The organism is Streptomyces sp. NPDC059874 (assembly GCF_042731135.1).
In the GTDB taxonomy this organism is placed as follows: Bacteria; Actinomycetota; Actinomycetes; order Streptomycetales; family Streptomycetaceae; genus Streptomyces.
The window spans coordinates 94667-121469 of record NZ_JBHWJY010000014.1 but is presented as its reverse complement, the minus strand read 5'-3'; the positions used below and the strand labels follow the sequence as shown (position 1 = coordinate 121469).

Sequence of the window (26803 nt, the reverse complement as noted above, 5' to 3'; positions counted from 1 at the left end):
CAAGACCCCGCAGCCCACCGTAAAGACCACACCCCCGACCCGACCTGCCCCCCCCCCCCCCCCGCGGGGCAGTAGGCCCGGCGGGGCGCTCGCCTACCAGAGGAGATGTTTTCGCGTGACTGAGCACGTGTGGAACTACTCACCGGCACTGACCCACCTGGCAGGGGTCGACCTCACCGGGTACAAGGTCGAGGCGACCGACGGCGAAATCGGCAAGGTCGACAAGCACTCCTACGAGGCCGGTGACGCCTACCTGGTCGTCGACACCGGTGTATGGATCTTCGGCAAGGAGGTCATCCTCCCGGCGAGCACGGTGTCCCAGATCGACTTGGAGGACGAGAAGATCTACGTGAACCGCACCAAGGAAGAGATCAAGGACGCTCCCGAATTCCACCGGGACGAGCACCTGCGCGACGCCGGATACCGGCAGGAGCTGGGCACCTATTACGGCATCGGAAGCGTGCCCGGGGACGGTCCGGTCGGCCATCACCGCGCGTGAGGCGGGCGCCTGCGGCGCCGAAGCCCGAGCGGCCGACCATCCCGCCGCAGAGTGGGTGACGCAGCGCTGATAAGGGCGGAATTCGAGGGTAGACGCCATCCGAGACGCCGAGGCGGATTCAACCGGTCCGCCGAATTCTCAACGCAAGAACGAGGGGCATCATGATTGTCGTCGGACTCATTCTCTTGATCATCGGATTCGTGACCGGAATTTCCATTCTGTGGACCATCGGGGTCATCCTGCTCGTGGTGGGCGCGGTGCTGTGGATCCTGGGCGCGGTCGGGCACTCGGTGGGTGGCCGACGCCACTACTGGTAGCCGGTGGCAACACGCCGGACGGTGTCCGGCAGGCAGGGGCGGGACCGCCGTATGGGCGGTCCCGCCCCTGCCTGCCGGACACAGCGGTGACGTTTGACGAAGCCGAGCTCGTGCGGCCCGCGGTTCTCCCGGGACCTGTGTCAGCTCGCTCCCGCGGGGCAGGCGCGTGCAGGTCCATGCCGCCTGCATCCGCCGAGGAGATATGAACAGCTCCCTTCTCCCGCCGACCGTCCTGGGAGGCTCGATCCTGGTCACCGTCGTGACCGGATGGGCCGTCGACCTGCTGTTGCGCCGAGCCGACGTACGACACCCCGAAACGCCCCTGTGGAACCTGCTGCGGCGCTGCCGCCGCGCCCTGCAGATCGTGCTGCTCGCCGGGCTGCTCAAGGGCGCCCACCGGCAGATCGCATGGCCGCCGCTGCGCGACAACGCGGCGGCGGTGGGCCGGATCCTCTCGCTCGTCCTGATCGGTGCCGGGGCCTGGCTGATCGTGGCGGTGGCCTCCGCCGTCGTCGAGTCGGGGTACGCCCGCTACGCCACCGGTACCCGCGACCCGGCCCGAGTGCGCAGGGTCCGCACCCAAGTGACCTTGATCATGCGGGTCGTGACGGTCGTCGTGGCCGTGGTCGCGGCCGCCGCGATGCTCCTCACCTTTCCGAGCTTCCGTGCGCTCGGAACCTCCCTGCTCGCCTCCGCCGGGATCATCGGCATCGTGGCGGGCGTCGCGGCCCAGTCCACTCTGGGAAACCTCTTCGCCGGCTTCCAGATCGCCTTCGGCGACATGGTGCGCATCGGCGACACGGTCGTGGTCGCGGGCGAGTGGGGGGTGGTCGAGGACATCACCCTCACCTTCCTCGCCGTCCGTACCTGGGACGAACGCCGGATCACCATGCCCGTCTCCTACTTCACCACCCGCCCCTTCGAGAACTGGTCCCGGGGCGGTGTCCAGATGACCGGCACCGTCTTCCTCCACTGCGACCACGGCGCGCCCGTCGGCCTCATCCGCGACAAGGTCCACGAGATCCTGAGCACCTGCCGGGAGTGGGACGGCCGAGGCTGGGACCTCGCCGTCACGGACACGACGCCCTCCACCATCGTGGTGCGCGCCATCGTCACGGCCAAGGACGCCGACGACCTGTGGACGGTCCGTTGTGCCGTACGGGAGCAGCTGATCGGGTGGCTCGTGGAGAAGCACCCGTACGCCCTGCCGCGCGTTCTCGTGGGCCCGGCCTCGGGAGCCGAGAACGCCGCGGCCGAGCGCACGACCGGGCCGTAGACGACCGCGCCGGCGCTACCGGTGCCGGGCGAGGGTGTGCACGAGGGCGATCAGCGCGAAGGCGATGACGAGCAGGTGCACCCAGGCGGGGCCGGGCGCCGGGGCCAGGGACAGGTCGGTGAGCCGATGTGAGTTCATGATGCGCGCTTGCCCGCGGCGGCGGGATCGACGCCTCCCGGCCGTGAGCACGAGTTCGTGACGACCGCCCGCGTGCGGTGACGCGGGCTACTGGGTGAGCATGCCGACGCGCAGCCGCGCCAGGGTCCGGGACAGGATGCGGGAGACCTGCATCTGGCAGATGCCCAGTTCGGCGCCGACCTCGGCCTGGGTCTTCTCCTCGCCGAAGCGCATCTGCAGGATGCGCCGGGCGCGTTCGTCCAGTTGCTCCAGCAGGGGTGCCAGGGTGTGGAAGTCCTCGAAGAGTTCCATGGCGGGGTCGACGTCGCCGAGGCGTTCCGCCAGCGGTCGGGACGTCGCGGTCGTCGTGGACGGCTCGTCGCCGTCCGCGGCCACGGCGTCGAGGGAACCGCTCGTGTAGCCGTTCGCGGCCACCAGCCCGTCGATGACCTCGTCCTCGGACAGTTCCATGTGCCGGGACACCTCCTTGACCGTCGGCGCCCTGCCCAGGACGTCGGTCAGGGCCTCCTGGGCCTTGGCGAGCTCGATGCGCAGTTCCTGGAGGCGCCGCGGGACGTGTACGGCCCAGGTGGTGTCGCGGAAGTAGCGCTTGATCTCACCGGTGATGAAGGGGAGGGCGAGGGTGGAGAACTCGACCTCGCGCTGGGGGTCGTAGCGGTCGATGGCCTTGATGAGGCCGATGGTTCCCACCTGGATGATGTCGTCCATGTCGAGGCCGCCACCGACGGCGCGGGAGCGGAAACGTCGCGCGGCGAACTGCACGAGGGAGAGGTTCATCTCGATCAGGGTGTTGCGCGTGTACTGGTACTCGCGCGTCCCCTCCTCCAGGGTGCGCAGCCTCCCGAAGAAGAGCCGCGACAGTTCGCGTGCGTCGTCGGGTGCCATCTCGCGGGCGTTCTCCACCCGGAACGGGTCCTCGTCCTGCGTTGGCGCTCCCGCGGTGCCTCGGTAACGTGCGGAGATCCGCGCGTCTGTTGCACGAATGGGGCCTGTGGCGCCGGCCGAGCGAGACATGGTGGCCGCTCCCTCCCTGTTGACTGACGGCTGCCCGGGCCCTTCTGCCCCGACTTCCCGGTTCTACACACTTCGTGGCGAACAACCGACCAGGCCGGCCCGGCCCGGCGGGTGCCGGGCCGGGCCGGGCCGGGTCGGCCGGGTCGTGTCAGCGCAGGGGCGTGAAGTCCTGCGAGGCGATGTATCCGGGGCGCCGCGCCGGGGCGGCGAAGGGCTTCGCCGGGCGGTTCTCGACGCTGTTGAAGACGATGAACACGTTGCTGCGCGGGTACGGCGTGATGTTGTCACCCGAGCCGTGCATCGCGTTGCAGTCGAACCAGGTGGCCGAGCCGGCCTTCCCGGTGAAGAGCTTGATGCCGCAGGCCGAGGCGAACTTGGTCAATGCCTCGTCCGACGGGGTACCGGCATCCTGCATCCGGAGGGACTTCTTGTAGTTGTCCTTCGGCGTCGCACCGGCACAACCCAGGAAGCTCCGATGTGAGCCCGGCATGATCATCAGGCCGCCGTTGGTGGCGTGATTCGGTGTCAGGGCGATGGACACCGACACCGTGCGCATGTGCGGCAGGCCGTCCTCGGCGTGCCAGGTCTCGAAGTCGGAGTGCCAGTAGAAGCCGCTGGCGCCGAACCCGGGCTTGACGTTGATCCGGGACTGGTGCACGTACACCTCGGAGCCCAGGATCTGTCGCGCGCGTCCCACCACGCGCGGATCGGCGGCGAGGGCCGCGAACACCTCGCTGATCCGGTGGACCTCGAAGACGGAGCGTACTTCCCGGGACTTCGGCTCCACGATGGACCGTTCGTCGGCCAGCGTCGAGGGGTCACGGAGCAGCCGGTCCATCTCGGTCCGGTAGACGTCCACCTCCTCGGGCGTGACGAGTTCGTCGACGGACAGGAAGCCGTCGCGCTCGTAGCTCTCCAGCTCGTGGGCCCACATCGGGCCCGGCGTGCCGGGCTCGGACCAGACGACGGGGTCCGCGCGGCCGGTGAGCACCTCCTCGGAGCCCCGGGTCGGATACAGGTCGTTCACAGTGCGGGTGGATGCGTAGGTCATGGTGGTGCCTGCCTCTCCTCTCTGTGCGTTTCCGTAGGTCAGCTGCGGTGGTCGGGTTCGGTGAGGAGCGGGTACACGCCGTTCTCGTCGTGGTCCTCCCGGCCGGTCACGGGCGGGTTGAAGACGCACAGGCAGCGGAACTCGTGCTTCACGCGCAGGGTGTGCCGCTCGTGGCCGTCGAGGAGGTACATGGTTCCCGGCGTGATCGTGTGGGTCAGGCCCGTCTCCTCGTCCGTGAGTTCGGCCTCCCCCTCCGTGCAGACCACGGCCTCCACGTGGTTCGCGTACCACATGGACGTCTCGGTGCCGGCGTACAGGACGGTCTCGTGCAGGGAGAAGCCGACGCGTTCCTTCGCCAGGACGATGCGCTTGCTCTCCCACGTGCCGGATGCCGCCTTGACGTGGCGGTCGGTTCCCTCGATGTCCCGGAACGAGCGGACGATCATGGTGGTGCCCTTCGTGGTGGGGGGATGCCGGTCAGGCGGCTTCGCGGACGGAGCGGGCGAGGATGTCGAGGCCCTCGTCGAGTTCGTCGCCGGTGATGGTGAGCGGCGGCAGAAGCTTCACGACCTCGCCCTCGGGGCCCGAGGTCTCGACGAGGAGACCGTGCTCGAAGGCCCTTCGGCACACCTCCGCGGCGCGCTCCTTGTGGGCGAACTCGATGCCCCAGACCAGTCCGCGGCCCCGGTACGTCGCCCCCAGCCGGCCGTGTTCGGCACACAGCTCGTGCAACGCGCTCTCGACGCGCCTGCCCTGTATGAGGGTCCGCTCGCGCAGGACTCCGTCGCCCCAGTACGTCTTCAGGGCCGCGGTCGCGGTGACGAAGGCCGGGTTGTTGCCGCGGAAGGTGCCGTTGTGCTCGCCCGGCTCCCACAGGTCCAGCTCGGGCTTGAACAGGCACAGGGACATGGGCAGTCCGTAGCCGCTGATGGACTTGGACAGCGTGACGATGTCGGGGGTGATGCCCGCCTCCTCGAAGGAGAAGAACTCGCCGGTCCGGCCGCAGCCCATCTGGATGTCGTCGACGATCAGCAGCATGTCGCGGCGCCGGCACAGGTCCGCGAGCGCGCGGAGCCATTCCGCGCGGGCCACGTTGATGCCGCCCTCGCCCTGGATCGTCTCGACGATGACGGCCGCCGGATGGTTGAGCCCGGAGCCCTGGTCCTCCAGCAGGCGCTCGAACCAGAGGAAGTCGGGGGTCCTGCCGCCGAGGTAGTTGTCGAACGGCATCGGGGTGCCGTGGACCAGGGGGATGCCGGCGCCGGCCCGTTTGAAGGCGTTGCCCGTGACGGCGAGCGAGCCGAGTGACATGCCGTGGAAGGCGTTGGTGAAGGACACGACGGACTCGCGGCCCTTTGCCTTGCGCGCCAGCTTCAGCGCCGCTTCGACGGCGTTGGTCCCGGTGGGCCCCGGGAACATCACCTTGTAGGGCAGCGAGCGGGGTTCGAGGACGTGGGACCGGAAGGTCTCGAGGAAAGCCCTCTTGGCGGTCGTCGACATGTCGAGAGCGTGCGTGATGCCGTCCCGCTCCAGGTAGTCGAGCAGGGCCCGTTTGAGGACGGGGTTGTTGTGGCCGTAGTTCAGGGACCCGGCGCCCGCGAAGAAGTCCAGGTAGCCGCGGCCGTGTTCGTCGTACAGCCGGCTTCCCGTCGCGCGGTCGAAGACGACGGGCCAGGCCCGGCAGTAGCTGCGTACCTCGGACTCCACGGTCTCGAAGACGGACAGGATCGGCTCGGTCATGGTCATGGCAACTCTCCAGTGGGCGTGGGGGTGTTCGGTCCGGGGTGTGCGGGTGGCGGCCCGCACGGGACCGGGGTCAGAAGTGGAGCGGCTCGATGCGGTGCAGGACCTCCGGGGCGTGGCCGCCGTCCGGGAACTCCTCCGCGGCGAACAGCACTTCGCGCGTGACCGTGGCGCCGTGCCGCGCGGCGTAGGAGGCGAAGAGCCGCTCCGACGCGTGGTTTCCGGGGGAGATGGTGGTCTCCAGGGAGCTCAGACCGTGTTCCGCCGCCACCCGGGCGGAGAGGCCGTCGAGCAGGGCGCCTGCGATGCCCTGGCCGCGGACGGATTCGTCGACGGCGATCTGCCAGACGAGCAGGGTTCCGGGGCTCTCGGGCCGCAGGTATCCGCTGACGAATCCGACGGCCCGGCCGGACGAGTCGCGGGCCACGGCGGACGTGCCGGCGAAGTCACGGCACCAGAGGAGGTAGCTGTAGGACGAGTTGAGGTCCAGGGTCCTGGAGTCGCGTGCGAGGCGCCACAGCAGGGGGCCGTCACTCGGGCGAGGGCGGTCGATGTGCGTGGCCGTGTGGGTCGTGGTGGTCGTGGTGGTCGTCGTGGTCGTGGTCGTCGGGAGGGGCTTCCTGTAATGGGCCAGTTCTGCATGAGCAGTCATGCGGGCCGAAGTTACCCAGGGCTGGAGGAAAATGCATGGGCCTAAGGGGTTACGGAACTGGCGTGGCGCGTGATATATGCAGGAGCCTTTCCGAGGGTGGCGAAGCGCCGGTGACGGACCCGTATGCCTATGAAAAATCCTGACATTTCCACCCCACCCTCGAATTCATAACGAGCGGATAACATCTTTGCCCTGTCTCACATTTTCCACTTGAAATGTGATGTCCCCCTCTCCCGATCGGGGTTTCGTTCACAGTCGTGCGGTCAAAAGAGACAGGGCGCTCGGCCGCCCCCGGCGGTCCGGCGCCAGCGGTGCGGTGGCCATGCCCGCGCCGCTCCGCAGTCCGGCGAGGAACTCCTCGACGGCCCCCACGGAGGAGTGCTCCGGTCGCCACGACAGCTCCCGGCGCGCCCGGGCGGAGTCCATCAGGGGGAGGCGCAGCACCGCGTCGAACAGGTCCGGGGAAGCGGGCACCAGGTGCAGCCGCCAGGCCGCGGCGAGCGCCGCCCGTACCGGCTCCGCGGGCATCCGCAGGCTGCGTGCCCGCAGAGTACGGGCCAGGAGTGCGGCGTCCAGGGGCGGTTCGGCCGCGAGGTTGAACGCCCCGCGGACCGGGAGGAGGACGGCCGCACGGTACGCGGCGGCCGCGTCGTCGGTGTGCAGGGCCTGGAAGCGCAGGCCGGGCAGGTCCGGCACGGCGGGTATCAGCCCGGGCCGCACGAGGCTGCCGGGGAGCAGTCGACCGGCGAAGATGCGTCGCTGCTCGGACGCGGACGCCCGCTTGAACAGGAAGCCCGGCCGCATCCGCACCACGCGGATCTCCGGGTGGTCCCGTTCGTAGACGTCGAGGACCCGCTCCAGGTACGCCTTCTCGCGGGTGTAGGCGGCCTGCGGCCAGCCGTGGGTGGGCCAGGACTCGTCCACCGTACGGTCCTTGGGTCCGGGCGAGTACGCGCCCACCGAGGATGCGTACACGAGGACGGGCACGCCGGCGGCGGCGACGGCCTCGAACACGCGGATGCCGCCGAGGACGTTGGTGTGCCAGGTCTCGGCCGGGTGGTGGGTGGGCTGGAACTTCCAGGCGAGGTGGATCACGGCGTCCGCTCCGACGAAGAGGGGTACGAGGTCCGCCCCGCCGGGTTCGATGTCGGCCGCCCGCCAACTCGTCTTCCTCGGCCGCCAGTCGGGAACGCGGCGGGCGAGGCCCGTCACGGAGCCCACGGCCGGATCCTCGGCGAGAGCCCGCACCACGCTGGTGCCTACGTTCCCCGTGCCTCCGACGACGACTACGCGGAGGGGCTCGGAGCGGGCCTCGGGTGTCGGGTCCGGGAGCGGAGCGGTCATGGGTCGAGCTCCTTTCCGGCGGGCGCCGGCCGGCCGTCGCCGGCCGGCGGCAGGGCGAACGGGCTGTGGTCGAGGTGGGCGAGGAGGTCGGCCGGGTCCCGGTAGACGGCGCGGGCACCGGCCTCTTCGAGGTCGGCGCGCGGGATGCCGCCGCAGAGGAGGCCCACGCAGGCGACCTCGGCCCGGGCGCCCGCCTTCATGTCCCAGACCGTGTCGCCGACGAAGACGGACCCGTGCGCGGGTGCGTCGGCGAGGTCGAGGGCGTGGTGGACCGGGTCGGGTGCGGGCTTGCCCTCGTCCACGTCATCGGCGCTGGCCGTCGCGGTGACGGCGTCGTCGGCGTCGATGGCGCGTCGGAGCGCGTCCAGTTCGTGCTCCTGGGCCGAGGTCACGAGCACCACCCGCCAGCCCCGCCGGTGCAGCTCGCGCAGCAGCTCGGCTGCCGAGTCCAGTGGGGGCAGCCGGTCGAAGTACGTGCCGTAGAGGGTGTCGTGCGCCGCGCTCAGGGTGTCGTCCTCGTCCGTGTCGCGGTCGTCGCCCAGCAGGTGGTCGAGCAGGTCCTCGCCGGGCAGGCCGATCGCGCGGTGGATGTCGTGCATCGCCACGTCGTGACCGCCCTGCCGAAGGGCCTCCCACCAGCAGGTGACATGGAGGTGGTTCGTGTCGGCGAGGGTGCCGTCCACGTCGAACAGTGCGGCCCGGTTCATGCGCTGCCTCCTAGTGCCCGAGCTTCCGCTTGAGTTCGGCCTTGTCCATGGAGGAACGGCCGTGCAGGTTGCGGCGCTTGGCCTCGGCGTAGAGCTGGTCGTAGGTCGGTCCTTCCGATCCGCTGTGGGAGCGCTGCCCGCCGCGCTTGCCGGAGGACATGTCCTGGATCGAGCTCTTGCTCGCCGTCTTGGACTCGCCTGCGCGGGCCCGTTCCTTGTTCACCGTGCGTGCGGCGATCTCCTTCGCCCGCTCGGTGCTCTCTCCGCGCTTCTCCGCGCTCTCCTTGATGTGCTCGTACTGCCGTTCACGCTTCGGACTGGATCCACGGGGCATGATGACTCCTCTGTTCCGTCGTGTTCTGTCATGTTCTGTCGGGGTGCCCGGGGGCGCCTACCCGTCACGCCCCCGGACACTCCCCGGGGCGCATGTCAGGTTTGAGCTATTTTGTAGTGGTTAGGAGTCCCTCGTGTCGTGCCGAAGGCGGCACGCATCAGCGAGGGCACTCGCTTCGAGTGAGGCGCCATGGCCCGCAAGACCGTCACCCCGCCGACGCCGGCGGGACTCCCCGCTCCCGGAGACCTGAGCCCCCCGGCTCCGGACGACGTTCCGCTGCCCAAGGACCACACCCAGGCGATCCTCGAAACCACCAAGCACGTGGCAGCGCTGCTCAAGCGCACCGGGAAGCCCTTCGCCCTGGCGGGCAGCGTGGCCGCCTTCGCCCATGGCCTGCCGGCCCGCTTCCAGCACGACACCGACTTCTGCGTCCGGCCCGAGGACGCCGACACGGCGATCAAGGCCCTGGAGGGCGGCGGCATCGCCATGCGCCGGGCCCCCGAGGACTGGCTGGTCAAGGGCCGCTCGGGCGGGGAGGAGATCGACCTGATCTTCGAGCTGGCCAGGCGTCCGGTCAGTACCGAGCTGCTGGGGCGGGCGAGCGTCAAGGCGGTGGACTCGGTGTGGATGCCGGTCCTCTCGCCCACCGACCTCATGGACAGCCGCCTCGCCGCGCTCTGCGAGCACTACTGCGACTTCGGCGACCTGCTGCCCATGGCCCGCATGCTGCGCGAGCAGATCGACTGGGAGCGCCTCGACCGGGACCATCGGCAGGCCCCGCTCTCGGACTCCTTCCTCTACCTGCTCGCGCGACTCCAGGTCATCGACCGCCGCCCCGAAGGGCCGGACGAGAGCGAGGAAGCGCCGTGACCTCCACCGAGATCACCGAGTACCGCATCGAGCACCTGCTCGACCGGCTGGCGCGCGAGGACACCGCCGAACTCGGCGTGCGCGTCGAAACGCACGGCGCCCGGGCCGTCGTCCGGGGCTGTGTCCCCGACGAGCAGTGCCGGACCGCCGTCCTGCGCATCGCGGGGGAGGAGCTGGCCGGCCTGGACTGGTACGAGGACCTCACCGTGAGCCACCCCCGCCCGCCCGACCACGCCGAGGAGCTGTCGTGATCCGCGTGGCGGCCGTCGGGGACATCCACCTCGGCCCGGACAGCGCCGGGCAGCTGCGGCCCGCATTCGACACCCTCGGCACGTGCGCCGACGTACTGCTGCTGGCCGGCGACCTCACCCGACACGGCACCCCGGAGGAGGCCCGGGTGGTGGCCGCGGAGGTCGCCGGGCTGCCGGTGCCCGTCGTCGCGGTCCTCGGGAACCACGACTACCAGAGCGACCAGGAGGAGGCCGTCACCCGGGAGCTGCGCGCGGCGGGCGTCCACGTCCTGGAAGGCGACGGGGTCGCCCTCGACCTCGCCGGTACGCGGGTGGGCGTCGCGGGGACCAAGGGCTTCTGCGGAGGCTTCGCCGGAGGCAGCGGCAGCGAGTTCGGCGAGCCGGAGATGAAGTCGTTCATCCGCTACACCCGCAGGTGTGCGGAGGCCCTGGGGCGGGCGCTGGGCGAGCTCCGCGAAGAGGGCTGCGCGCTGCGCATCGCGCTGACCCACTTCGCGCCCGTACCCGACACCCTGGCGGGCGAGCCCCGGGAGATCTACCCCTTCCTCGGCAGCTACCTCCTCGCCGAGGCGGTGGACGAGCACGGCGCCGATCTCGCCGTCCACGGGCACGCCCACCTCGGCACCGAGCACGGCATGACGGCGGGCGGGACCAGGGTCAGGAACGTGGCCATGCCGGTCATCGACCGGGCGTTCGCCGTCTACCACCTCGGCACGGACGGACACGCTCCCGCGGCGGGCGGGCACGGGCACTGAAAGCCGCCGTTCGGGCGCCGCCGGCGGCCCCCGAACGAGGGGGGTTCGGTTCGGCCGGCTGTACGCCTGCGGTGGTGGGCCCAGGGACCGCGGGGCAGGGTGGGGCACACCCTGCCCCACTGCCCTTGTCGAGGCCGACCGATGGCGCACCACCCAGTTCAGGCGATGGCGGACCCTCCGGGTACCCGGCCCCCGACCGCTCCCGCCGGCCCACGCGGTCGCCGCCGAGACCTGGCCTGGCTGGCGCCCGTGGCCGCCGCGTACGCCCTCGCGCAGCTGCTCCTGGCCGTGCCGGGCACCGGACTGGGCTGGGACGAAACCGTCTACGTCAGCCAGGTCTCCCGCCAGTCGCCCGCCGCCTTCTTCAGCGCCCCGCGGGCCCGCGGCATCACCTACCTCGTCGCCCCGATCGCCGCGCTCACCTCGTCCACGACGGCGCTACGCGTCTACCTGGCGCTGCTGTCGGCGGCAGCGCTGCTGCTGTGCCTGTGGGTGTGGCGCAGGCTGCTGCCCGCGCCGGTGCTCGCTCTCGCGGGCGGCCTGTTCGCCGGACTGTGGGTGACGCTCCTCTACGGCCCCCAGGCCATGCCGAACCTCTGGGTGGCGTTCGGCGCGCTCCTCGCCGTCGGCTGCTTCCTGAGAACAGCACGCGACCGCCGCGACGGCCGCGACCGCCGCGACCGCGACCACCTCGCGCCCGTCGGCCTCGCCGCCGGCGTGGCCCTCGCGGCGCTCATGCGGCCGATGGACGCCGCATGGCTCGTCCTGCCTCTGGCGTGCGCCGCGGTCGCCGTCCCCGCCTGGCGGCGCCCGGCGCTGCTGGTGGCTCTCGCGGTCGGCGCCGTACTCGGCGGCATCGAATGGGTCGTCGAGGCCGAGCTCCGCTACGGCGGCCTCCTCGCCCGACTGCACCGGGCGAGCGAGATCCAGGGCGGCCTGGGCTGGAACCCCGCCTTCGCCGACCAGTTGCGTGCCCTGGACGGCCGCACCCTGTGCCGCCCGTGCGACGGGCCGTGGTCCCGGCCGGTCACCGGCCTGTGGTGGCTCGCCCTGCCGCCGCTGATCGTCGGCGGCCTGATCGCCGCCCACCGGGAGGCCCGGCTGAGCCCGGTTCTCGTAGCGACGGTCGTCGGGCTGTGCCTCGCGGCGCCCTACCTCCTGCTGATCGGTTACGCGGCCCCCCGCTTCCTGCTCCCCGCCTACGCCCTGCTCTCCCTCCCCGTCGCGGTCTTCCTGGCCCGGGTCATCAGGGCGAGCCGGGCGCGCTCGCGCACCCTCGCCGCCCTCTGTTTCGTCCTGGTCGGCTTCCACCTGGCGGTGCAACTCGCGATCACCGCGGCCGCGGCGGAGCGCAGCCGGGGCAACCGGACGGCGTTCACGGCGGTCGCCGCCGAACTGCGCCGCCAGGGCCTTCGCCCGCCGTGCGTGATCAGCGGCAGCGAGGGCGTCCGGGCGGCCTTCCACACCGGGTGCGCGTCCCGTCAGGTCCACGGCGGCCACGACGGCAGCATCACCGCGGAGGAACTCGTGGCGCTCGCCCGCACCCGTCCGGTGGCCGTCCTCGTCCAGGGGAACCGGCCCCCGCCGTGGGCCCGCGGCTGGCGCCCCCACCCACTGCCCGACATCCAGGGCGTACCCGGCTACCGGGCCTACATCTCTCCCTCGGCCGATGTGGGGTTTCGGCGGCTCAGGACGGGTTAGGTGCCCCGTGCCGAACGAGACAACCCCACCGGGAAGCGAGCCCATGACCACGCCCCGTACCGCACCGACCACAGGACGGCCGGGCCGTCCCCGGCCCCGGCTGCTCGCGCCACCCGGCGTCTACCGCCCGCAGGCCGACACCAGACTGCTGGACGAGGCCTTCGCCCGGGAGGAACTGCGGCCCGCCGCGGCGGTGATGGAGATCGGCACCGGCACCGGTGCCCTCGCGCTGCACGCGGCGGGCAGGGGAGCCCGGGTCACCGCGGTCGACGTCTCCTGGCCCGCCGTCCTCGCGACGTACGTGAACGCCCTGCGCCACCGGCTGCCGCTCCGCGTACTCCACGGCGACTTCGCCCTGCGCACCCGGGGCAGGCGGTTCGACCTCGTCCTCGCCAACCCTCCGTACGTCCCCTCCCCGGACACCCGGCTGCCGACGCACGGCGCCGCACGCGCCTGGGACGCCGGTCCGACGGGACGCCTGATCATCGACAGGATCTGCGCGACGGCCGCCGCCATGCTGCGCCCCGGCGGAGTTCTGCTCATGGTCCACTCCGGGATGTGCGGCCCGCGAACCACCGTGCGGCGTCTGGAACGGGCCGGGCTCAGCGCACGGATCGTCCTGCACGCCTCGGTGCCGTGGGGGCCGGTGCTGCGCGCCCGCCGTGCCTGGCTGGAGGGTCAGGGCCTGGCAGCCGAGGGCGCCGAGTGGGAACAGCTGGTGATCATCCGTGCCCAGCGCCTTTGACCGTGACGCCCCGACGCGTCCACGTCCTGCCCCGCCCGCCGGCCGGCGGCCGAGCCCCGGCGCCGGGCCCAGCCGCCCATGACCAGGCCCCTGACCACCGCCGGTCAGGATGTCGGCGGCCCCGGCCTGGTCGACGGCCGGGCCCGGCCACCCGTACCCCACACCTCCGGAGACACCGCCATGAACAGCCGTTCGCGACTCCTCGCCATCTACCTCAACGACCACCTGACCGGCGCCGGCGCGGGCGTGGAACTCCTGCGCCGCGCGGCACGGGCCCATCGAGGCACCCCCCTCGGGCCGCCGCTGGCGGCCATGGCCCAGGAAGTCGCCCAGGACCTGGAGAGCCTGCGCCGCATCATGACCGACCTCCAGGTCCCCGTGATGCGAAGCCGCATCGCCCTCGGCCGGCTCGCCGAGAAGGCGGGCAGGCTCAAGCTCAACGGACGCGTCGTGTCCCGTTCCCCGCTCAGCGACGTCGTGGAACTGGAGGCCATGCGGCTGGGCGTCGAAGGCAAGGCATGCGCCTGGCGCTCGCTCCAGGCCGTTGCGGACACGGATCCCCGCATCGACGGCGTTCGCCTCAGGGAGCTCCTGCGGCGCGCCGAGCGGCAGATCCGGATCCTGGAGTCCCTCCGCGACGAACGCGCCGCCCAGGTCTTCACCGCCGATGCGGCGGGGCAGGAGAGCCTGCCCGCGACGCCGGTGGACGGGTGGGACGCGCCGTCCGGCTTGGACTCGGGCGAGCCACGCCGGCGCGGATAGGCGGACAGACGGACAAGGATCACCATCGCGGCCACCGCGAGCACCTCGGACCTTCTTCCCGTGCGCCGGGGCGAGGGCGGCGCACGCTCGCGCGGTGTCCCGGTCGAAGGTCTCACCCGCCGAGGGCGGGCAGCACCTTGTCGCGGTAGGCGGCGAAGAAGGCCTCGTTGTCGGGGCCGATCTGCCCGACGTACACCTCCTCGAAGCCCGCGTCCACGTAGGCGCGGACGGCGCCCACGTGCTCCTCTACGTCGTCGCCGCACGTGACGGCCTCCGCCACCTGACGGCGGGTGACGAGTTGGCTCGCCTGTTCGAAATGGGCCGGGGTCGGCAGGATCTGGTTGAGTTCGCCGGGCAACTGTTCCGTGGGCCACAGCCGGTGCGCCGTGTCCACGGCCTTCTCGCGGTCCTCGTCCCAGCACACCTTGAGGCCGCCGATCACGGGCTTGCCTTCGCCTCCCGCGTCCCGGAACCGGCCGATGGCCTCCTGGTCGGGGCCCATGGTGACCAACCCGTCGCCGATGCGGCCGGCGAGCTCGGCCGCCTTCGGGCCGAAGCCGGAGACGTGGACCGGTAGCCGTGCGTGCGGTGCGGTGTACAGGCGGGCGTTCTCCACCGTGTAGTACTGCCCGCGGTGGCTGATCTGGCGGCCCGTGAAGAGCTTCCGCATCACCTCGACGGCTTCCTCCAGCATCTCGGCGCGCTCGTCGAACGGTGGCCAGCGGTCGCCCAGGACGTGCTCGTTGAGAGCCTCGCCGGTGCCCACGCCCAGGGCGAACCTGCCGTCGAGCAGACGGCTCGACGTGGCCGCTGCCTGGGCCGTCACCGCCGGATGCAGACGCATGGTGGGGCAGGTCACCAGGGTGATCACCGGTAGGTCCACGGCCTGCGACAGCGCCCCGATCATCGACCAGACCAACGGGCTGTTGCCCTGCGCGTCGTTCCAGGGGTGGAAGTGGTCGGAGATGGCAAGGCGACTGAAACCCGCGGCGCGGGCCCGGCGGGCCTGATCGAGGAGCTGGCCCGGGGTGAATTCCTCACAGGCCAGGAAGTAGCCGAACGACGTCATGGCTCTCGTGCCTCCACGGACGGGTGAACGGCCCCTGGTCGGCGCGTGCCCCGAGCCCCGGGGGACAAACACGCCAACGGTGACGCGCGCGGGCCTGCTCGCCGCGAGGTCATCGGTCTGCGAGGTTGGCGGCCATGGCGACGACCGCACTTGTCATCATCGACATGCTCAACACGTACGACCACGAGGACGCCGACATCCTGGTCCCGTCCGTCGCGCGGGCCCTGCCCGCGGTGGTGGACCTCCTCGAACAGGCCAGGGCGCGGGAGGTCCCCGTGGTCTACGCCAACGACAACTTCGGAAGGTGGCGCTCCCACCACGGCGAGATCCTGGACGCGGCCCTCACCGGGGCGCACGCGGACCTCGTCGAGCCCGTGAGGCCCGACGAATCCTCGTACTTCGTGGTCAAGGCACGCCATTCCATCTTCTACGAGACACCGCTCGCCTATCTGCTGGGTTCGCTCGATGTGGACCGGCTCGTGCTGTGCGGGCAGGTCACGGAGCAGTGCGTGCTCTACTCCGCCCTCGACGCGCACATCCGCCACCTCCCCGTGACGGTTGCCCGGGACGCCGTCGCCCACATCCACCCGGACCTGGCCGAGGCCGCGCTGCGCATGATGGAGATCAACATGTCCGCACGCATCGTGGCCGCCGCCGACGCCTTCCGGTAGCCCAGCCGGGCGTCGGCGCACCTGCCGCGCACCCGGCCGTTTCGGGTGGGGGGGCCGGGGCAGGCGCCGACTGCCGACCGGTGGTGCCGCGTCCACGGGGCGAACCGGAACGCGGCAGCCGGATCCGGGTGTGGAGGTGGTGGCGGCGATGGACGCGAGCGCGAGCGCCGCCCCGGCCGCGGCCGCTGGTCAGGGGTACGACGCGAGTCCCTACCTGCCCTCGCGCGGGGGTCTGGCGAGCCTGCGACGGGCGGCGGCCGGATGCCAGGGGTGCCCGCTGTTCCTGGACGCCACGCAGACGGTCTTCGGCGCGGGCCCAGCCCGTGCGCGGCTGATGCTGGTCGGGGAGCAGCCCGGCGACCAGGAGGACGTACGAGGGGAGCCGTTCGTGGGCCCGGCGGGGCGGCTGCTGCGCAGGGCGCTCGACGAGGCAGGGCTCGGCGACGAGGACGCGTACCTCACCAACGTGGTCAAACACTTCAAGTTCACGCCCGCCCCGCGCGGCAAGCGCCGCATCCACAAGGCGCCGAACCTGCGGGAGATGACCGCCTGCCGACCCTGGCTGATCGAGGAACTCCGGCTGGTCGACCCCGAAGTGCTGGTGGTCCTGGGCGGAACGGCGGGCAGGGCGCTGCTCGGCTCCTCCTTCCGGGTGGGCGAGCGGCGTGGCGTCCTGCTGCCGATGCCCGCGCTGGACGGCGGGGAGACGGCCCCGGCCGCCGGGCAGCTGCTGGCGACGGTCCATCCCTCCGCGGTCCTGCGGGCGGACGACCGCGAGGCCGCCTTCTCGGGGCTGGTGGCGGACCTCTCCGTGGCCGCCGCCGTGCTGGAGTGATCGCGCGGATGCCGGGTGTGGCCGCACCCGAACCCGAATGCGGGCCCCCGGCCCGGGTAGGCGCACGGCGTGTCCGGTCACGGCCACGCGTGGCCGGAGACCGACCCAGCGAAGGAAGTGAGCGACGTGCGCATCGCGTTCCTGACCGCGCCCGAGGGCGTGGAGGAGATCGAACTGACCGCACCCTGGAAAGCGGTGGAGGAGAAGGGCTGGATTCCGCAGCTGGTCTCGACGGAGCCCGGAAGGGTCCAGGCGTTCAGACACTTCGACAAGGGCGGCACCCATGCCGTCGATCATGTACTCGCCGGCGACACCTCGGACGCATTCGACGCGCTCGTCCTGCCCGGGGGAGTCGCCAACCCCGACGCCCTGCGCATGAACGAGCGGGCGGTCGGGTTCGTGCGGAGCTTCTTCGAGGCCGGCAAGCCGGTCGCGGCGATCTGCCACGCGCCGTGGACCCTCGTGGAGGCGGATGTCCTACGGGGCCGGACGCTGACCTCGTGGCCGAGCCTGGCGACCGACATCCGCAACGCGGGCGGCACCTGGGTGGACGAGGAGGTGCAGGTCTGCCACGCGGCGCCCGCGACGCTGGTCACCAGCCGCAAGCCCGCCGACCTGGATGCCTTCTGCTCCGTCTTGGTGAGGGAGTTCGCCGACACGCGGAACGCTTCGGCCGCGCGTACCTGATGCAACGCCTACCTGAGGCGAAAGGGGAAGGCCGCCTTGGGACGAGCGTCCCGGGGCGGCCTTCGCACGGGTAAGGGGCGGGCATGCGCTCCGCTACCTACTCCTCCAAGGCGTCCTTGATCTTCTCCTTGGCCTCGCGGGCATCGCCCTTGACCTGCTCCGCACGCCCCTTCGCGGTGAGACGCTCGTTGCCGACGGTGCGGCCCGCGGCTTCCTTGGCCTTGCCCACCGCCTGTTCCTTCTTGGCCTTCATCTTCTCTTCGCCGGACACGATATGACTCCCCTCGCTCGGAATCGGTCCTTCGCAGCGTTTAACCCGTTCCCGACGCCCCAAACTCGCGGGCCGCGGCTCCAGGGGGCGTACCGCTCGCCGGGGCGGGTAGGCGCCGGGCAGGAACCGCTTCCAGCAGCGGGAGGAAGTCATGACCCGACGAGTCCACGAGGTGATGACGGAGAAGCCGGTGACCGTCGAGAAGCTGACATCACTGGCCGAAGCGGCCCGGGTCATGCGGGACGCGGGTATCGGGGACGTCCTGGTCGTCGACGAGGGTCGACTACGCGGCATCCTGACCGATCGGGACCTCGTGATACGCGCCATGGCCGAGAACCGCGACCCCGCCGACACGACGGTCCACGCGATCTGCAGCACCGAACCGATCACCGTCAGTCCCGGCGACGACGTCGACCAGGCCGCCGACCTCATGCGCCGGCACAAGCTGAGGCGACTGCCCGTGCAAACCGAGGACGGTGAACTGGTCGGCGTCGTCACCCTGGGCGACCTCGCCGTCGAACGGGATCCGGGTTCGGCCTTCGCGGCCATCGCGGCCGCCGAGCCCGACACCTGAGGTCCGCCGCTGTCGGCCGCCTCCTCCCCCTAGGCTGAATCTCGTACGTGAGGGAGAGGAGGCCGAGGTGGCCGAAACGGTGGTGGCCGACGCGGTGGCCGAGGTGATGGCCGAGCTGGCCGAGCTCGAGGACCCGAAGGCACGCGAGGTCAACGAGAGACACGGTGACGACCACGGTGTGAACCTCGGCAAGCTGCGCGCGCTCGCGAAGCGACTGAAGACGCAGCAGGAACTCGCGCGCGGGCTCTGGGAGACCGATGACACCGCCGCGAGACTGCTGGCGATGCTGATCTGCCGCCCCAAGGCCTTCGAGCGTGACGAGTTGGACGCCATGCTGCGCGCGGCGCGCACACCCAAGGTGCACGACTGGCTCGTGAACTACGTGGTGAAGAAGAGCCCGCACTCCGAAGGACTGCGCCTGATCTGGTCCGCAGATCCGGATCCGGTGGTCGCCAGTGCCGGCTGGGCGCTGACGACCGAACGCGTGGCGAAGAAGCCGGACGGCCTCGACCTCGCAGGACTGCTCGACGTCATCGAGGCGGAGATGAAGGACGCCCCGGACCGCCTGCAGTGGGCGATGAACCACTGCCTGGCCCAGATCGGGATCGAGCACGCCGAGCACCGCGCTCGTGCCCTCGACATCGGCGAGCGCCTGGAGGTGCTCAAGGACTACCCCACGTCCCCGGGCTGCACGTCTCCGTTCGCGCCCGTCTGGATCACCGAGATGGTGCGTCGGCAGGGAGACGCGACCATGGCGTGATCGGCCACGGACCGCCCCCTCGGCCGCCGTCAGTCGGGAGGTTCAGGTACCACCGGCCGTTCGCTGGGGGACGGCTCGGGCGGCGGCGGGGGAGGGCCGGGCGGCTTTTCGCCGGGGTCGGGGGGATTCGGATCACGGGGTACGGGATCCGGTCGCTCCGGTACGGGGGCCGGGCCCTCGGGTTCGGGTTCTGTGGTCCACTCCACAACGCTCACCTTGTGACCTCACATGTGACGTTCGAGCGAGATTCCGCTCGATGGGGCTCTCGTGTGTTCCCGGACATGCCGCTGTCCGCGTGCGCGTGCGGCCTATTCCTGATCCTCGATCCCGATGGCCTCCTCCAGGTCCCGGTGAGCCGTGCGCCACGCCCCCTCCTGTTGCTCCAGGAGAGCGACGGCGATGGCGTCCAGCTTGCGTTGGATCGCGTGCTCGGCCCGGCGCTCGGAGTTCTTGAGCAGGGCGAGCAGCAGCAGGGACACCGCGCCCATGGCGTCACCGGCCAGGTGCTGCCATTCCAACGGCATGTGAAACAGATGGACGGTCGCGAAAGCGGCCACCAGAAGGAAGCACAAGCAGGAGAAGAGCGCGGAACTCGTGAAGTTCGAGGCGAGCTCCGCCAGCTTGTCGAAGCGGCCGAGCCGCCCTGGTCTGCCCTTTTCCGCCGGATGTGCGAACGTCATGCCCCGCGCCTGCCCGGCAGAGGCCCGCCGAAACGGGCCCCTGCCGGCCAGGCGCGGGACAGACGGCGGGGCAAGCCCCCACCGTCAGGTGCGCAGCAGCCGGCCGAAGAAGGACCGGTACCGCTGCAGCGCCAGCCGCAGGTCCTCGGTGGCCACCTCTTCGCCCTGCTGCCACTGGCTCTCCAGTTCCCTCTTGTGCTCGGAGAAGGTTCCGGCGAGGGTCTGCATGACCTCGGCGACCAGGCCGTCGGCGTCGCGCACCGCCCCCTGCGGGTCGTCCACGAAGCGGGCCTGAATCTCGCCCCAGGTCTTCTGGTACTGCTCGGCCGCCTGCTCGGGGAGCAGCGCCTCGGATCCTTCGTCGGGGACGGGCGCCGTCTCCGACGAGGCCTGCCGGTCTTCGTCGTAGGCGGTCTCCTCCGCGTCGGAGACGTCCGTCTCCTGCCGCATCTCCTCGCGGTCCTCCTCCAGGGTGTCGTCGGCGGTCGCCTCACCCGGGTACATCGGGGGCTGCTGCTCATCCGCTCCGGAGCGCGCCAACTGCTCCGTGGTCAAGCTCTGTTCCTCGTTCCGCTGTTCTTCTTCCCGCTGCATCTCGTGTCACCTCGTCGTCCCGACCAGTTCGTCGAAGAGCGCGCGGTAGTGCACCATGGCCCCGCGCAGCTCCTCCGTGGTTGCCTGCCCCTTGCTGCTGCGCATGTTGACCTCGTGCGCCGCGCGGTAGTGCTCCAGGGTCCGCCCGTGCTCGACGGACAGCTCGCGCAGCTGCTCCTCGTAGCCCTCGGTGGGGTAGCCGCGGTCCCGCATCACGTGGGTGATCAGATCGTCCGCCTGCCCGACCGCGCCTTCCGGCCGGTCGACGAAGCGCTGCTGGACGGTGGTCCACGCGTCGGCGTAACGGTGCCGCGACTCGGCGGGGAGTTCCCTGATGTCGAGGTTGTCGTGCTGGACCTCGCGGTCCCGCAGTTCGGTGTGGGCGGCGTGCCTGCTGCCCATGTCGTCCACGGTCCGTTCGTATTCCGGACCGAACCGCTCCTGCAGCCGGCGCCGCCGCTGGAACATCCACGCGGCGATGCCTGCGAGGATCACCACGACGGCGACCGGGATCAGGACGGCGAGAAGTGTGGTGGTTGACATCGAATCCTCCGCGGTGCCGTCTTCATCGTTCCGGTGTTCGACGCAGCGGCGTCTGCCCAGGACAGCCCGTTCAAAACAGGGGCACGGTCCGAGTGAGCGCGCGTGCGGTGGGTAGGCGTCGGCCGGAGGTCCGATGCCGTGAGGTACGCAGACTGGATGCTGACAGTGGACGAACGCGGCAACGCCGCGACGCGCCTGGACGAGCGCCACCCGGACGGGTCGGCCTGGTCGGAGGGCAACCGCGCCCGGGCCCTGGTTCACGGCGCCGCGTACTTCGCGGAGCTCTTGGCGGGGATCAGCGCGATGCGCGTGGGCGACCTGCTCCTGTTCACCGACTGGCGCGGCGATTCCGACGAGCGACTCGACGGACCCGGTACCGAGATCGGTACCGTCCTGTGTCGGGCGGCGGAGCGCGGTGTCGTGGTCAAGGGGCTGCTGTGGCGCTCGCACCTGGACGGCCTCCACTTCAGCGAAGCGGAGAACCGGCACCTCGAGCAGGCGATCGAGCAGGGCGGCGGCGAGTGCCTGCTCGACCTGCGGGTGCGGCCGGGCGGGTCACACCACCAGAAGATGGTGGTGCTGCGCCACCCGGGACGCCCCGAGCTGGACGTCGCGTACGTCGGCGGCATCGACCTCTGCCACAACCGCAACGACGACGCCACCCACCGCGGCGACCGCCAGTCGCTGCCGATGGCCTCCGCGTACGGGCCGCACCCGCCATGGCACGACGTCCAGCTCGCCCTGCGGGGACCGGCCGTCGGCGACATCGAGGCCGTCTTCCGCGAACGCTGGCAGGACCCGTCGCCACTCAGCCGCAGCCCCCTCGTCCGCGTGCGGGAACTGCTGCACCGCGAGGACACCAACGCGGACGCCCTGCCGCCGCAGACAGCCGATCCGGCACCCTGCGGCACGCACACCGTGCAGGTGCTGCGCACGTATCCGAACCGGCTGCTGCACGGCTACCCCTTCGCCCCCGACGGCGAGTTCAGCATCGCGCGCGGCTACATGAAGGCGCTGCGCCGGGCCCGGTCACTGATCTACCTGGAGGACCAGTACCTGTGGTCCCCCCGGGTGGTGGACTGCTTCGCCCAGGCGCTGAGAACGCACCGACAACTGCGACTGATCGGCGTCATCCCCCTGGTCCCGGAGCAGGACGGCCCGCTCACCCTGCCGATGAACCTGATCGGGCGGATCACGGCCCTGGACGAACTGCGCCGCGCCGGCGGCGACCGCGTCGCGGTCTACGGCCTGGAGAACCCCGCGGGAACCCCCGTCTACGTGCACGCCAAGGTGTGCGTGATCGACGACGCCTGGGCCTCCGTCGGCTCCGACAACATCAACCTCCGTTCGTGGACGCACGATTCGGAACTCAGCTGCGTCGTCCTCGACCAGAGGCCGGACCCACGGGCCCCTGCCGACCCGGGAGGTCTCGGCGACGGAGCGCGCGCCTTCGCCCGCGAGCTGCGCCTGGAGCTCATGAGCGAGCACCTGGAAGCACAGGACGGATCGGGGCAGCGGCCGCAGGACGTGCTGTGCGACCCGGTGACCGCGTTCGCCGCCTTCCAGGAGACGGCCGCCGCCCTGGACGCCTGGCACGAGGGCGGCCGCCGCGGTCCACGGCCGCCGGGCCGTCTGCGCCGGTACGTTCCGCCCGAGCTGCCCAAGGCCAAGCGGGTGCTCGCGACTCCGCTGCACCACGTCCTGGTCGACCCGGACGGACGCCCCTTCGGACTGCGCCGCCACAACGCTTTCTGATGGCGGGAGGGTTTCCCCGCCGATAGCGGGTAGGCGCCGGGCGTGAGCTACGTGAGCCGCGGCAAGGGTTACTCCCGCGACAGCCGCTACATCACCACGCGGATCACTGCCGACGGGCGCGAGGGTTACCCGGTGGAGCCCGGCCGGTACCGCCTGGTGGTCAGCCGGGCCTGTCCGTGGGCGAGCCGGGCCGTGATCGTACGGCGGCTCCTCGGGCTGGAGGAGGCGCTTCCGATGGCCGTCGCCGGGCCCGTGCACGACGAGCGCAGCTGGACCTTCGACCTCGATCCCGGCGGGCGCGACCCGGTGCTCGGCATCGAGCGGCTCCAGGAGGCCTACCTCGCGCGCGACCCGGCCTACGACCGGGGCATCACCGTGCCGGCCGTCGTGGACGTCCCGACCGGCAAGGTCGTGACCAACGACTTCCCCCGGATCACGCTCGACATGTCGCTGGAGTGGGCGCCGTACCACCGCCCCGGGGCGCCGGCGCTCTACCCGCCCACGACGCGGGCGACGCCGTGAACGAGGTGGTCTACCGGGACGTCAACAACGCGGTCTACGAGGCGGGGTTCGCCGGTACCCAGGAGGCGTACGAGGACGCGTACGCGCGGCTGTTCGCCCGGCTGGACTGGCTCTCAGCCCGCCTGGAACGCTCCCGCTACCTCGTCGGCGGCACCATCACCGAAGCAGACGTACGGCTGTTCACCACGCTCGTGCGCTTCGACGCCGTCTACCACGGCCACTTCAAGTGCAACCGGCACAAACTGACCGAGATGCCGGTGCTCTGGGCGTACGCGCGGGACCTGTTCCAGACGCCCGGCTTCGGCGACACCGTCGATTTCGACCACATCAAGCGGCACTACTACCTGGTGCACGACGACATCAACCCCACCGGGATCGTGCCGGCGGGCCCCGACCCGACCGCCTGGCTCGCGCCGCACGGCCGCGACGCCCTCGGCGGCCGTCCCTTCGGCGACGGCACCGCGCCCGGGCCGGTCGCGCCCGAGGAGGCGGTACCGGCCGACCACACCCCGCTCGCCTGAACGCGCGCTCCCCCTGAACGAGAGCTGCCTCAGGTCGTCAGCCCTTGACGATGCCGCGCACGTTCTCGATGCTGCCGCAGTCGGACGCCAGCCGCTCCTCGCGTTCCCGCAGGAACGCGGCGCCGAGTTCGGCCCTGCGCTCGTCGGGGACGTTCTCCCGGGCGCCGTTGAGGATCGTCCGCTCCTCCTCGTCCACGTGGTGGGTCACCGCCTCGACCAGGTCCTCCAGTCGCGCGTCCCACTCGTCGGAGCCGACGTCGTCCACTTCCAGCAGGGCCAGCAGCGCCTCGTTGCCCTCGGCGTGCTCCTTCTCCCCGTGCTCCACTTCCTCGTTGTCGACGCCCTTGAAGCGTTTGAGCGCGCCGTAGACCTCGGCTTCCTCCGCCTCGCCGTGTGCGATGAGCAGGGCCGAGAACTCCTCCAGCGCCTTCGCGCGGTCGGCCTCGACGCTCCGCATGCGGCGGAACAGGTCCTCCATGGTGCGGTGGTCCTTGAGGATCACCGCGACGACGTCCTGGTCCTTCTCCTTGCCCGCCATACGATTCGCCTCCTCGTTTCGGGGCGGCTGCCCCCGCTCGGGCCCTTCATGCGGGACTCGCCCGCCCGGAACCGGTGGGGTCCGCAGGGCCACGGACGGTGAACACCTCCTGCGTGCCGGTGACATCGAGCAGGCGCGAGACACGGCGGCTGAGAGCGGTCAGTACGAGGCTCTTGCCGGTCCCGGAGGCCATCCTGTTCAAGTCCAGCAGAAGGTGCAGGCCCGAGCTGTCGCAGAAGGTGACGCCGGACAGATCGACGTCGAGGCCGAGACGGCTGGCCTCCAGGGCCGAGACGAGGTCCTCGCGCAGGGCGTTCGCGTGATCGATGTCGATCTCTCCCCGCACGCGGGCCAGTATGCGCTGGGGACCCGCTTCGAAGTCCACGGAGATGGCGGGAGGGGGCAAGGTGGCGCCGGTGTCCGCGGGAGTGGCGGGCGTGCGCGGGAAGTAGGCGGGCATGGCCTTCTCCCTTCAAAGCCATCTCATGCGTTCGTGCGACCCGATCCCGCCCGGCGCACGGCCGGGGCGGGCGGTGGCGGCCCGTCCGGTGGGGGGTCGAGCTCGGCCAGCAGCTTCAGGAGATCCGCGATCTCGTGCCGTCCTTCGGCCGGGTGACGGAAGAGGGTGCCGGGCGTGATCCGGTAGTGGTTGCGGCGGCCGCGGCGGGCTCGGGTGAGGTAGCCGGCGTTCTCCAGGTCGGTGACGATGGCCTGGGCCGCGCGTTCGGTCAGCCGGCAGGCCCCGGCCATGTCACGCAGCCGCGTTTCCGGATCACGCATGATCATCGCGAGGATCCGGGCGTGGTTGGTGACGAAGGTCCAGCTGGTCCGCGGCTCGACAGGCTCCATGCCCGAAATTGTATGATTCGGGATTCCGGTTTCGCCAGACCTGAATCGGCCGACCGGTCCGCCGTGCGGGAGTCAGCGCCGAGAAGCGAGGGCGTCGGCGAGCTCGTCGTGGGTCATGGAGGATCGGCCGGGAACATGAGCGGCCGCGGCCTTCTTGTAGAGCTCGGCCTTCGTGAGTGAGCTGAGCGAGCCGAGCGAGGAGGTCGACCGGCTCTTGGCGGTCACGCGCTTCTTCGCGGCCGGTGTGCTCCCCCGCGCCGTGCCGCTCGCGGTGGCCTTCTCCCCGGTGTCCTTGGGGCTGCGGGCCCGCTCGACGCTCGCGCGCAACGCCTTCATGAGGTCCACGGCGCCGGTGGCCTCGGCCGGGGGCTCGGCCTTCTCGACCGTCTCGCCCGACTTCTTCGCCTCGATGAGGGCGGAGACCTTCTCCTGGAAGGTGTCCTGGAAGTCCTCGGGGTCCCAGTCCATCGACAGGGCGCTGATGAGCTGCTCGGCCATCTCCATCTCGCTCGCGCTGACCCGAGTGGTGCGGGGCAGGTCGGGGATCTCCCGGTGCGGATCGCGGATCTCGTCGGCCCAGTGCAGCGTGTGCAGGGTCAGGATGCCGTCCTCTGCCTTCAGCGCGATCAGGTACTCGCGGCCGCGCATCACGAAGGTGGCGACGCCCGCCCGGTTCGCCTTCGCCAGGGCCGTCTGCAGCAGGCCGTACACCTTGGCGTACTCCCTGCCCTTGGGGCCGACGTAGTAGGTCTTGTCGAAGAAGATCGGAGCGACCTGGTCGAGGTCGACGAACCCGCTGATCTCCAGGGTCTGGGAGCGCCCGGGCGCTATGTCGTCGAGCTCTCCGGGCTCGACCAGCACGTACTCGTCGCCGGCGTCGTAACCCTTGACGATGTCGTCGAGCTCGACTTCCTTCCCGGTCCGCTCGTTCACGCGCCGGTTGCGGATCCGGTCCGCGGTGCCCCTCTGAAGCTGGTGGAACCGGATCGTGTGGCTGTCGGTCGCCGTGTAGAGGCCCACCGGCAGGCTGACCAGCCCGAACGACAGAACTCCCGCCCACACCGGACGCGCCATGACGATCACCGTCCCTCGCGTTGGCTGTCGGGGCCGGCCCCTGCCCGCTTCCCGTGAGGCATTCCGGGCCCGGGACCGTGCCCGGGAGGGCGGGATGCGGCCCCCGTCGCAGCCATGAGGCCAGGACCGCACCCCGCACCGGGCTCCTACCCGGGGCGGGGGAGACGACACGGCCCGCCGCCATCGCGGCCGATGCCGGCGGGACGGACGATCAGGTGTGGAGGCGACTGTTGGAGCCGTCCTGGTCACCGGCGGTGTCGTCGTTGAACCAGTAGTCCCCGGCGGCCAGGTAGCGGAACGAGTAGGTGCGCTCACCGGCCAGCTCCACGGTGACGGCGCGCTTGCCGTCCTTGCGCCGCTTCAACATGTGGGCGCCGGGCTGCCAGTCGTTGAAGTCACCCACGACACTGACCGGGCCGGGCGGGGTGTCGGCGGGGAGGACGAAGGTGACCTCGGTGCGGTCCTTGCGCAGAGTGCGCTCCAGCATGGGGGGCTCCTGACGACAGCAGCGGACGGGTACGCGGTCCATCGTCGACGGGCCACGGCGAGCCCGCACGCCGACGCCCCCACTCGCGCGACAGGGTCACCCGCCCGCTGCGTCCGGTGACACAAATGGTGCACGGCGTCACTTCGTGTGCCAATGTGGAGACCCCGGCCGGGCCCGTAGTCACCATCACCCCGGCCGGGTCCTGACGTTCGTG

At 71.1% G+C, this 26803-nt stretch carries 34 protein-coding genes and 1 pseudogene; 16 read left to right on the top strand and 19 right to left on the bottom strand.

Annotated features, from left to right (window positions below; all coding sequences use genetic code 11):
- Window positions 1-115 precede the first annotated feature (115 nt).
- The 3 genes from ACFV9H_RS11435 to ACFV9H_RS11425 all read left to right on the top strand — a co-directional run bounded on the left by ACFV9H_RS11435 (window position 116) and on the right by ACFV9H_RS11425 (window position 2092).
- Window positions 116-499, top strand: a complete 384-nt coding sequence (locus ACFV9H_RS11435) for a PRC-barrel domain-containing protein (RefSeq protein ID WP_385396442.1) — start codon at window positions 116-118, stop codon at window positions 497-499.
- A 161-nt stretch (window positions 500-660) separates the two neighbouring features.
- Window positions 661-816 carry a DUF6131 family protein gene (locus tag ACFV9H_RS11430; protein ID WP_385396441.1) on the top strand — a complete coding sequence of 52 codons (156 nt, stop codon included), beginning with the start codon at window positions 661-663 and terminating at the stop codon, window positions 814-816.
- 202 nt (window positions 817-1018) lie between these two features.
- Window positions 1019-2092, top strand: coding sequence for a mechanosensitive ion channel family protein (locus tag ACFV9H_RS11425; protein ID WP_385396439.1), 1074 nt, complete (start codon window positions 1019-1021; stop codon window positions 2090-2092).
- 15 nt (window positions 2093-2107) lie between these two features.
- Here the strand turns inward: ACFV9H_RS11425 and ACFV9H_RS11420 are convergent, their stop codons facing one another.
- The 9 genes from ACFV9H_RS11420 to ACFV9H_RS11380 form a co-directional block, all read right to left on the bottom strand.
- Window positions 2108-2230, bottom strand: a complete 123-nt coding sequence (locus tag ACFV9H_RS11420; protein ID WP_385396437.1) for a hypothetical protein — start codon at window positions 2228-2230, stop codon at window positions 2108-2110.
- Window positions 2231-2317: 87 nt separating this feature from the next.
- Window positions 2318-3244, bottom strand: coding sequence for a SigB/SigF/SigG family RNA polymerase sigma factor (locus ACFV9H_RS11415; RefSeq protein WP_385396435.1), 927 nt, complete (start codon window positions 3242-3244; stop codon window positions 2318-2320).
- 148 nt (window positions 3245-3392) lie between these two features.
- The gene (gene thpD, locus ACFV9H_RS11410) at window positions 3393-4295 is read right to left on the bottom strand and encodes an ectoine hydroxylase (protein ID WP_385396433.1); all 903 of its coding nucleotides are present in this window, start codon (window positions 4293-4295) and stop codon (window positions 3393-3395) included.
- Window positions 4296-4333: 38 nt separating this feature from the next.
- Window positions 4334-4741, bottom strand: coding sequence for an ectoine synthase (locus ACFV9H_RS11405; RefSeq protein ID WP_385396431.1), 408 nt, complete (start codon window positions 4739-4741; stop codon window positions 4334-4336).
- Between the two features lie 31 nt (window positions 4742-4772).
- Complete coding sequence (gene ectB, locus ACFV9H_RS11400) at window positions 4773-6041, bottom strand: diaminobutyrate--2-oxoglutarate transaminase (protein WP_385396429.1); 1269 nt, start codon at window positions 6039-6041, stop codon at window positions 4773-4775.
- Window positions 6042-6111: 70 nt separating this feature from the next.
- The gene (ectA, locus tag ACFV9H_RS11395; protein ID WP_385396427.1) at window positions 6112-6690 is read right to left on the bottom strand and encodes a diaminobutyrate acetyltransferase; all 579 of its coding nucleotides are present in this window, start codon (window positions 6688-6690) and stop codon (window positions 6112-6114) included.
- A gap of 249 nt (window positions 6691-6939) precedes the next feature.
- Window positions 6940-8034, bottom strand: a complete 1095-nt coding sequence (locus tag ACFV9H_RS11390; protein ID WP_385396425.1) for an NAD-dependent epimerase/dehydratase family protein — start codon at window positions 8032-8034, stop codon at window positions 6940-6942.
- On the bottom strand, window positions 8031-8741 hold the full coding sequence (locus tag ACFV9H_RS11385) for an HAD family hydrolase (RefSeq protein ID WP_385396423.1): 711 nt from the start codon (window positions 8739-8741) through the stop codon (window positions 8031-8033). Before ACFV9H_RS11385 ends, ACFV9H_RS11390 begins: the two co-directional genes overlap by 4 nt.
- 10 nt (window positions 8742-8751) lie before the next feature.
- Window positions 8752-9075 carry a plasmid stabilization protein gene (locus ACFV9H_RS11380; RefSeq protein ID WP_385396422.1) on the bottom strand — a complete coding sequence of 108 codons (324 nt, stop codon included), beginning with the start codon at window positions 9073-9075 and terminating at the stop codon, window positions 8752-8754.
- 189 nt (window positions 9076-9264) lie between these two features.
- Between ACFV9H_RS11380 and ACFV9H_RS11375 the strand changes: the two genes are divergently transcribed.
- The 6 genes from ACFV9H_RS11375 to ACFV9H_RS11350 all read left to right on the top strand — a co-directional run bounded on the left by ACFV9H_RS11375 (window position 9265) and on the right by ACFV9H_RS11350 (window position 14159).
- Complete coding sequence (locus tag ACFV9H_RS11375; protein WP_385396420.1) at window positions 9265-9945, top strand: nucleotidyltransferase family protein; 681 nt, start codon at window positions 9265-9267, stop codon at window positions 9943-9945.
- Window positions 9942-10196, top strand: coding sequence for a hypothetical protein (locus ACFV9H_RS11370; RefSeq protein ID WP_385396418.1), 255 nt, complete (start codon window positions 9942-9944; stop codon window positions 10194-10196). The genes ACFV9H_RS11375 and ACFV9H_RS11370 overlap by 4 nt, the downstream gene beginning before the upstream one ends.
- A complete protein-coding gene (locus ACFV9H_RS11365; RefSeq protein WP_385396416.1) occupies window positions 10193-10951 on the top strand; it encodes a metallophosphoesterase in 759 nt (252 codons plus the stop codon). Before ACFV9H_RS11370 ends, ACFV9H_RS11365 begins: the two co-directional genes overlap by 4 nt.
- A gap of 165 nt (window positions 10952-11116) precedes the next feature.
- Complete coding sequence (locus tag ACFV9H_RS11360; protein ID WP_385396414.1) at window positions 11117-12652, top strand: hypothetical protein; 1536 nt, start codon at window positions 11117-11119, stop codon at window positions 12650-12652.
- 43 nt (window positions 12653-12695) lie between these two features.
- Window positions 12696-13397 carry a HemK2/MTQ2 family protein methyltransferase gene (locus ACFV9H_RS11355; protein ID WP_385396412.1) on the top strand — a complete coding sequence of 234 codons (702 nt, stop codon included), beginning with the start codon at window positions 12696-12698 and terminating at the stop codon, window positions 13395-13397.
- A 78-nt stretch (window positions 13398-13475) separates the two neighbouring features.
- Window positions 13476-14159: a hypothetical protein gene (locus ACFV9H_RS11350; protein WP_385396410.1), complete on the top strand. Its 684-nt coding sequence runs from the start codon at window positions 13476-13478 to the stop codon at window positions 14157-14159.
- Window positions 14160-14271: 112 nt separating this feature from the next.
- On the opposite strand, the gene ACFV9H_RS11345 is transcribed toward ACFV9H_RS11350, so the two are convergent.
- A complete protein-coding gene (locus ACFV9H_RS11345) occupies window positions 14272-15228 on the bottom strand; it encodes a TIGR03557 family F420-dependent LLM class oxidoreductase (RefSeq protein WP_385396408.1) in 957 nt (318 codons plus the stop codon).
- Window positions 15229-15362: 134 nt separating this feature from the next.
- Between ACFV9H_RS11345 and ACFV9H_RS11340 the strand changes: the two genes are divergently transcribed.
- The 3 genes from ACFV9H_RS11340 (at window position 15363) to ACFV9H_RS11330 (ending at window position 17421) form a co-directional block, all read left to right on the top strand.
- Window positions 15363-15899: an isochorismatase family cysteine hydrolase gene (locus ACFV9H_RS11340; protein ID WP_385396406.1), complete on the top strand. Its 537-nt coding sequence runs from the start codon at window positions 15363-15365 to the stop codon at window positions 15897-15899.
- 148 nt (window positions 15900-16047) lie between these two features.
- Complete coding sequence (locus ACFV9H_RS11335) at window positions 16048-16734, top strand: UdgX family uracil-DNA binding protein (protein ID WP_385396404.1); 687 nt, start codon at window positions 16048-16050, stop codon at window positions 16732-16734.
- 126 nt (window positions 16735-16860) lie between these two features.
- The gene (locus ACFV9H_RS11330; protein ID WP_385396402.1) at window positions 16861-17421 is read left to right on the top strand and encodes a type 1 glutamine amidotransferase domain-containing protein; all 561 of its coding nucleotides are present in this window, start codon (window positions 16861-16863) and stop codon (window positions 17419-17421) included.
- A 97-nt stretch (window positions 17422-17518) separates the two neighbouring features.
- On the opposite strand, the gene ACFV9H_RS11325 is transcribed toward ACFV9H_RS11330, so the two are convergent.
- Window positions 17519-17674, bottom strand: a complete 156-nt coding sequence (locus ACFV9H_RS11325) for a CsbD family protein (protein WP_385396448.1) — start codon at window positions 17672-17674, stop codon at window positions 17519-17521.
- Between the two features lie 169 nt (window positions 17675-17843).
- On the opposite strand from ACFV9H_RS11325, the gene ACFV9H_RS11320 reads away from it, so the two are divergent.
- Both ACFV9H_RS11320 and ACFV9H_RS11315 read left to right on the top strand, forming a co-directional pair.
- Window positions 17844-18266 carry a CBS domain-containing protein gene (locus ACFV9H_RS11320; protein WP_385396400.1) on the top strand — a complete coding sequence of 141 codons (423 nt, stop codon included), beginning with the start codon at window positions 17844-17846 and terminating at the stop codon, window positions 18264-18266.
- A 106-nt stretch (window positions 18267-18372) separates the two neighbouring features.
- The gene (locus ACFV9H_RS11315; protein WP_385396446.1) at window positions 18373-19026 is read left to right on the top strand and encodes a DNA alkylation repair protein; all 654 of its coding nucleotides are present in this window, start codon (window positions 18373-18375) and stop codon (window positions 19024-19026) included.
- Between the two features lie 308 nt (window positions 19027-19334).
- Here ACFV9H_RS11315 and ACFV9H_RS11310 read toward each other — a convergent pair whose 3' ends face one another.
- The 3 genes from ACFV9H_RS11310 to ACFV9H_RS11300 all read right to left on the bottom strand — a co-directional run bounded on the left by ACFV9H_RS11310 (window position 19335) and on the right by ACFV9H_RS11300 (window position 20843).
- On the bottom strand, window positions 19335-19706 hold the full coding sequence (locus ACFV9H_RS11310; RefSeq protein ID WP_385396398.1) for a hypothetical protein: 372 nt from the start codon (window positions 19704-19706) through the stop codon (window positions 19335-19337).
- An 84-nt stretch (window positions 19707-19790) separates the two neighbouring features.
- A complete protein-coding gene (locus tag ACFV9H_RS11305) occupies window positions 19791-20261 on the bottom strand; it encodes a hypothetical protein (protein WP_385396396.1) in 471 nt (156 codons plus the stop codon).
- A 45-nt stretch (window positions 20262-20306) separates the two neighbouring features.
- Complete coding sequence (locus ACFV9H_RS11300) at window positions 20307-20843, bottom strand: hypothetical protein (protein ID WP_385396394.1); 537 nt, start codon at window positions 20841-20843, stop codon at window positions 20307-20309.
- Window positions 20844-20981: 138 nt separating this feature from the next.
- Between ACFV9H_RS11300 and ACFV9H_RS11295 the strand changes: the two genes are divergently transcribed.
- Complete coding sequence (locus tag ACFV9H_RS11295; protein WP_385396392.1) at window positions 20982-22598, top strand: phospholipase D family protein; 1617 nt, start codon at window positions 20982-20984, stop codon at window positions 22596-22598.
- A 42-nt stretch (window positions 22599-22640) separates the two neighbouring features.
- A pseudogene (locus ACFV9H_RS11290) lies at window positions 22641-23641 on the top strand (glutathione S-transferase family protein).
- A 37-nt stretch (window positions 23642-23678) separates the two neighbouring features.
- Here ACFV9H_RS11290 and ACFV9H_RS11285 read toward each other — a convergent pair.
- From ACFV9H_RS11285 to ACFV9H_RS11265, 5 genes are all read right to left on the bottom strand, one after another.
- Window positions 23679-24179 (bottom strand): hemerythrin domain-containing protein, encoded by a 501-nt coding sequence (locus tag ACFV9H_RS11285; RefSeq protein WP_385396390.1) that lies wholly within the window; start codon window positions 24177-24179, stop codon window positions 23679-23681.
- Window positions 24180-24225: 46 nt separating this feature from the next.
- On the bottom strand, window positions 24226-24639 hold the full coding sequence (locus ACFV9H_RS11280) for an STAS domain-containing protein (RefSeq protein ID WP_385396388.1): 414 nt from the start codon (window positions 24637-24639) through the stop codon (window positions 24226-24228).
- A 23-nt stretch (window positions 24640-24662) separates the two neighbouring features.
- Entirely contained in the window at window positions 24663-25028 is a 366-nt protein-coding gene (locus tag ACFV9H_RS11275) for an ArsR family transcriptional regulator (protein WP_385396386.1), read from the bottom strand.
- A 72-nt stretch (window positions 25029-25100) separates the two neighbouring features.
- The gene (locus tag ACFV9H_RS11270) at window positions 25101-26102 is read right to left on the bottom strand and encodes a Ku protein (protein WP_385396384.1); all 1002 of its coding nucleotides are present in this window, start codon (window positions 26100-26102) and stop codon (window positions 25101-25103) included.
- Between the two features lie 211 nt (window positions 26103-26313).
- Window positions 26314-26589: an isoamylase early set domain-containing protein gene (locus ACFV9H_RS11265; RefSeq protein ID WP_385396382.1), complete on the bottom strand. Its 276-nt coding sequence runs from the start codon at window positions 26587-26589 to the stop codon at window positions 26314-26316.
- Window positions 26590-26803: the final 214 nt, after the last annotated feature.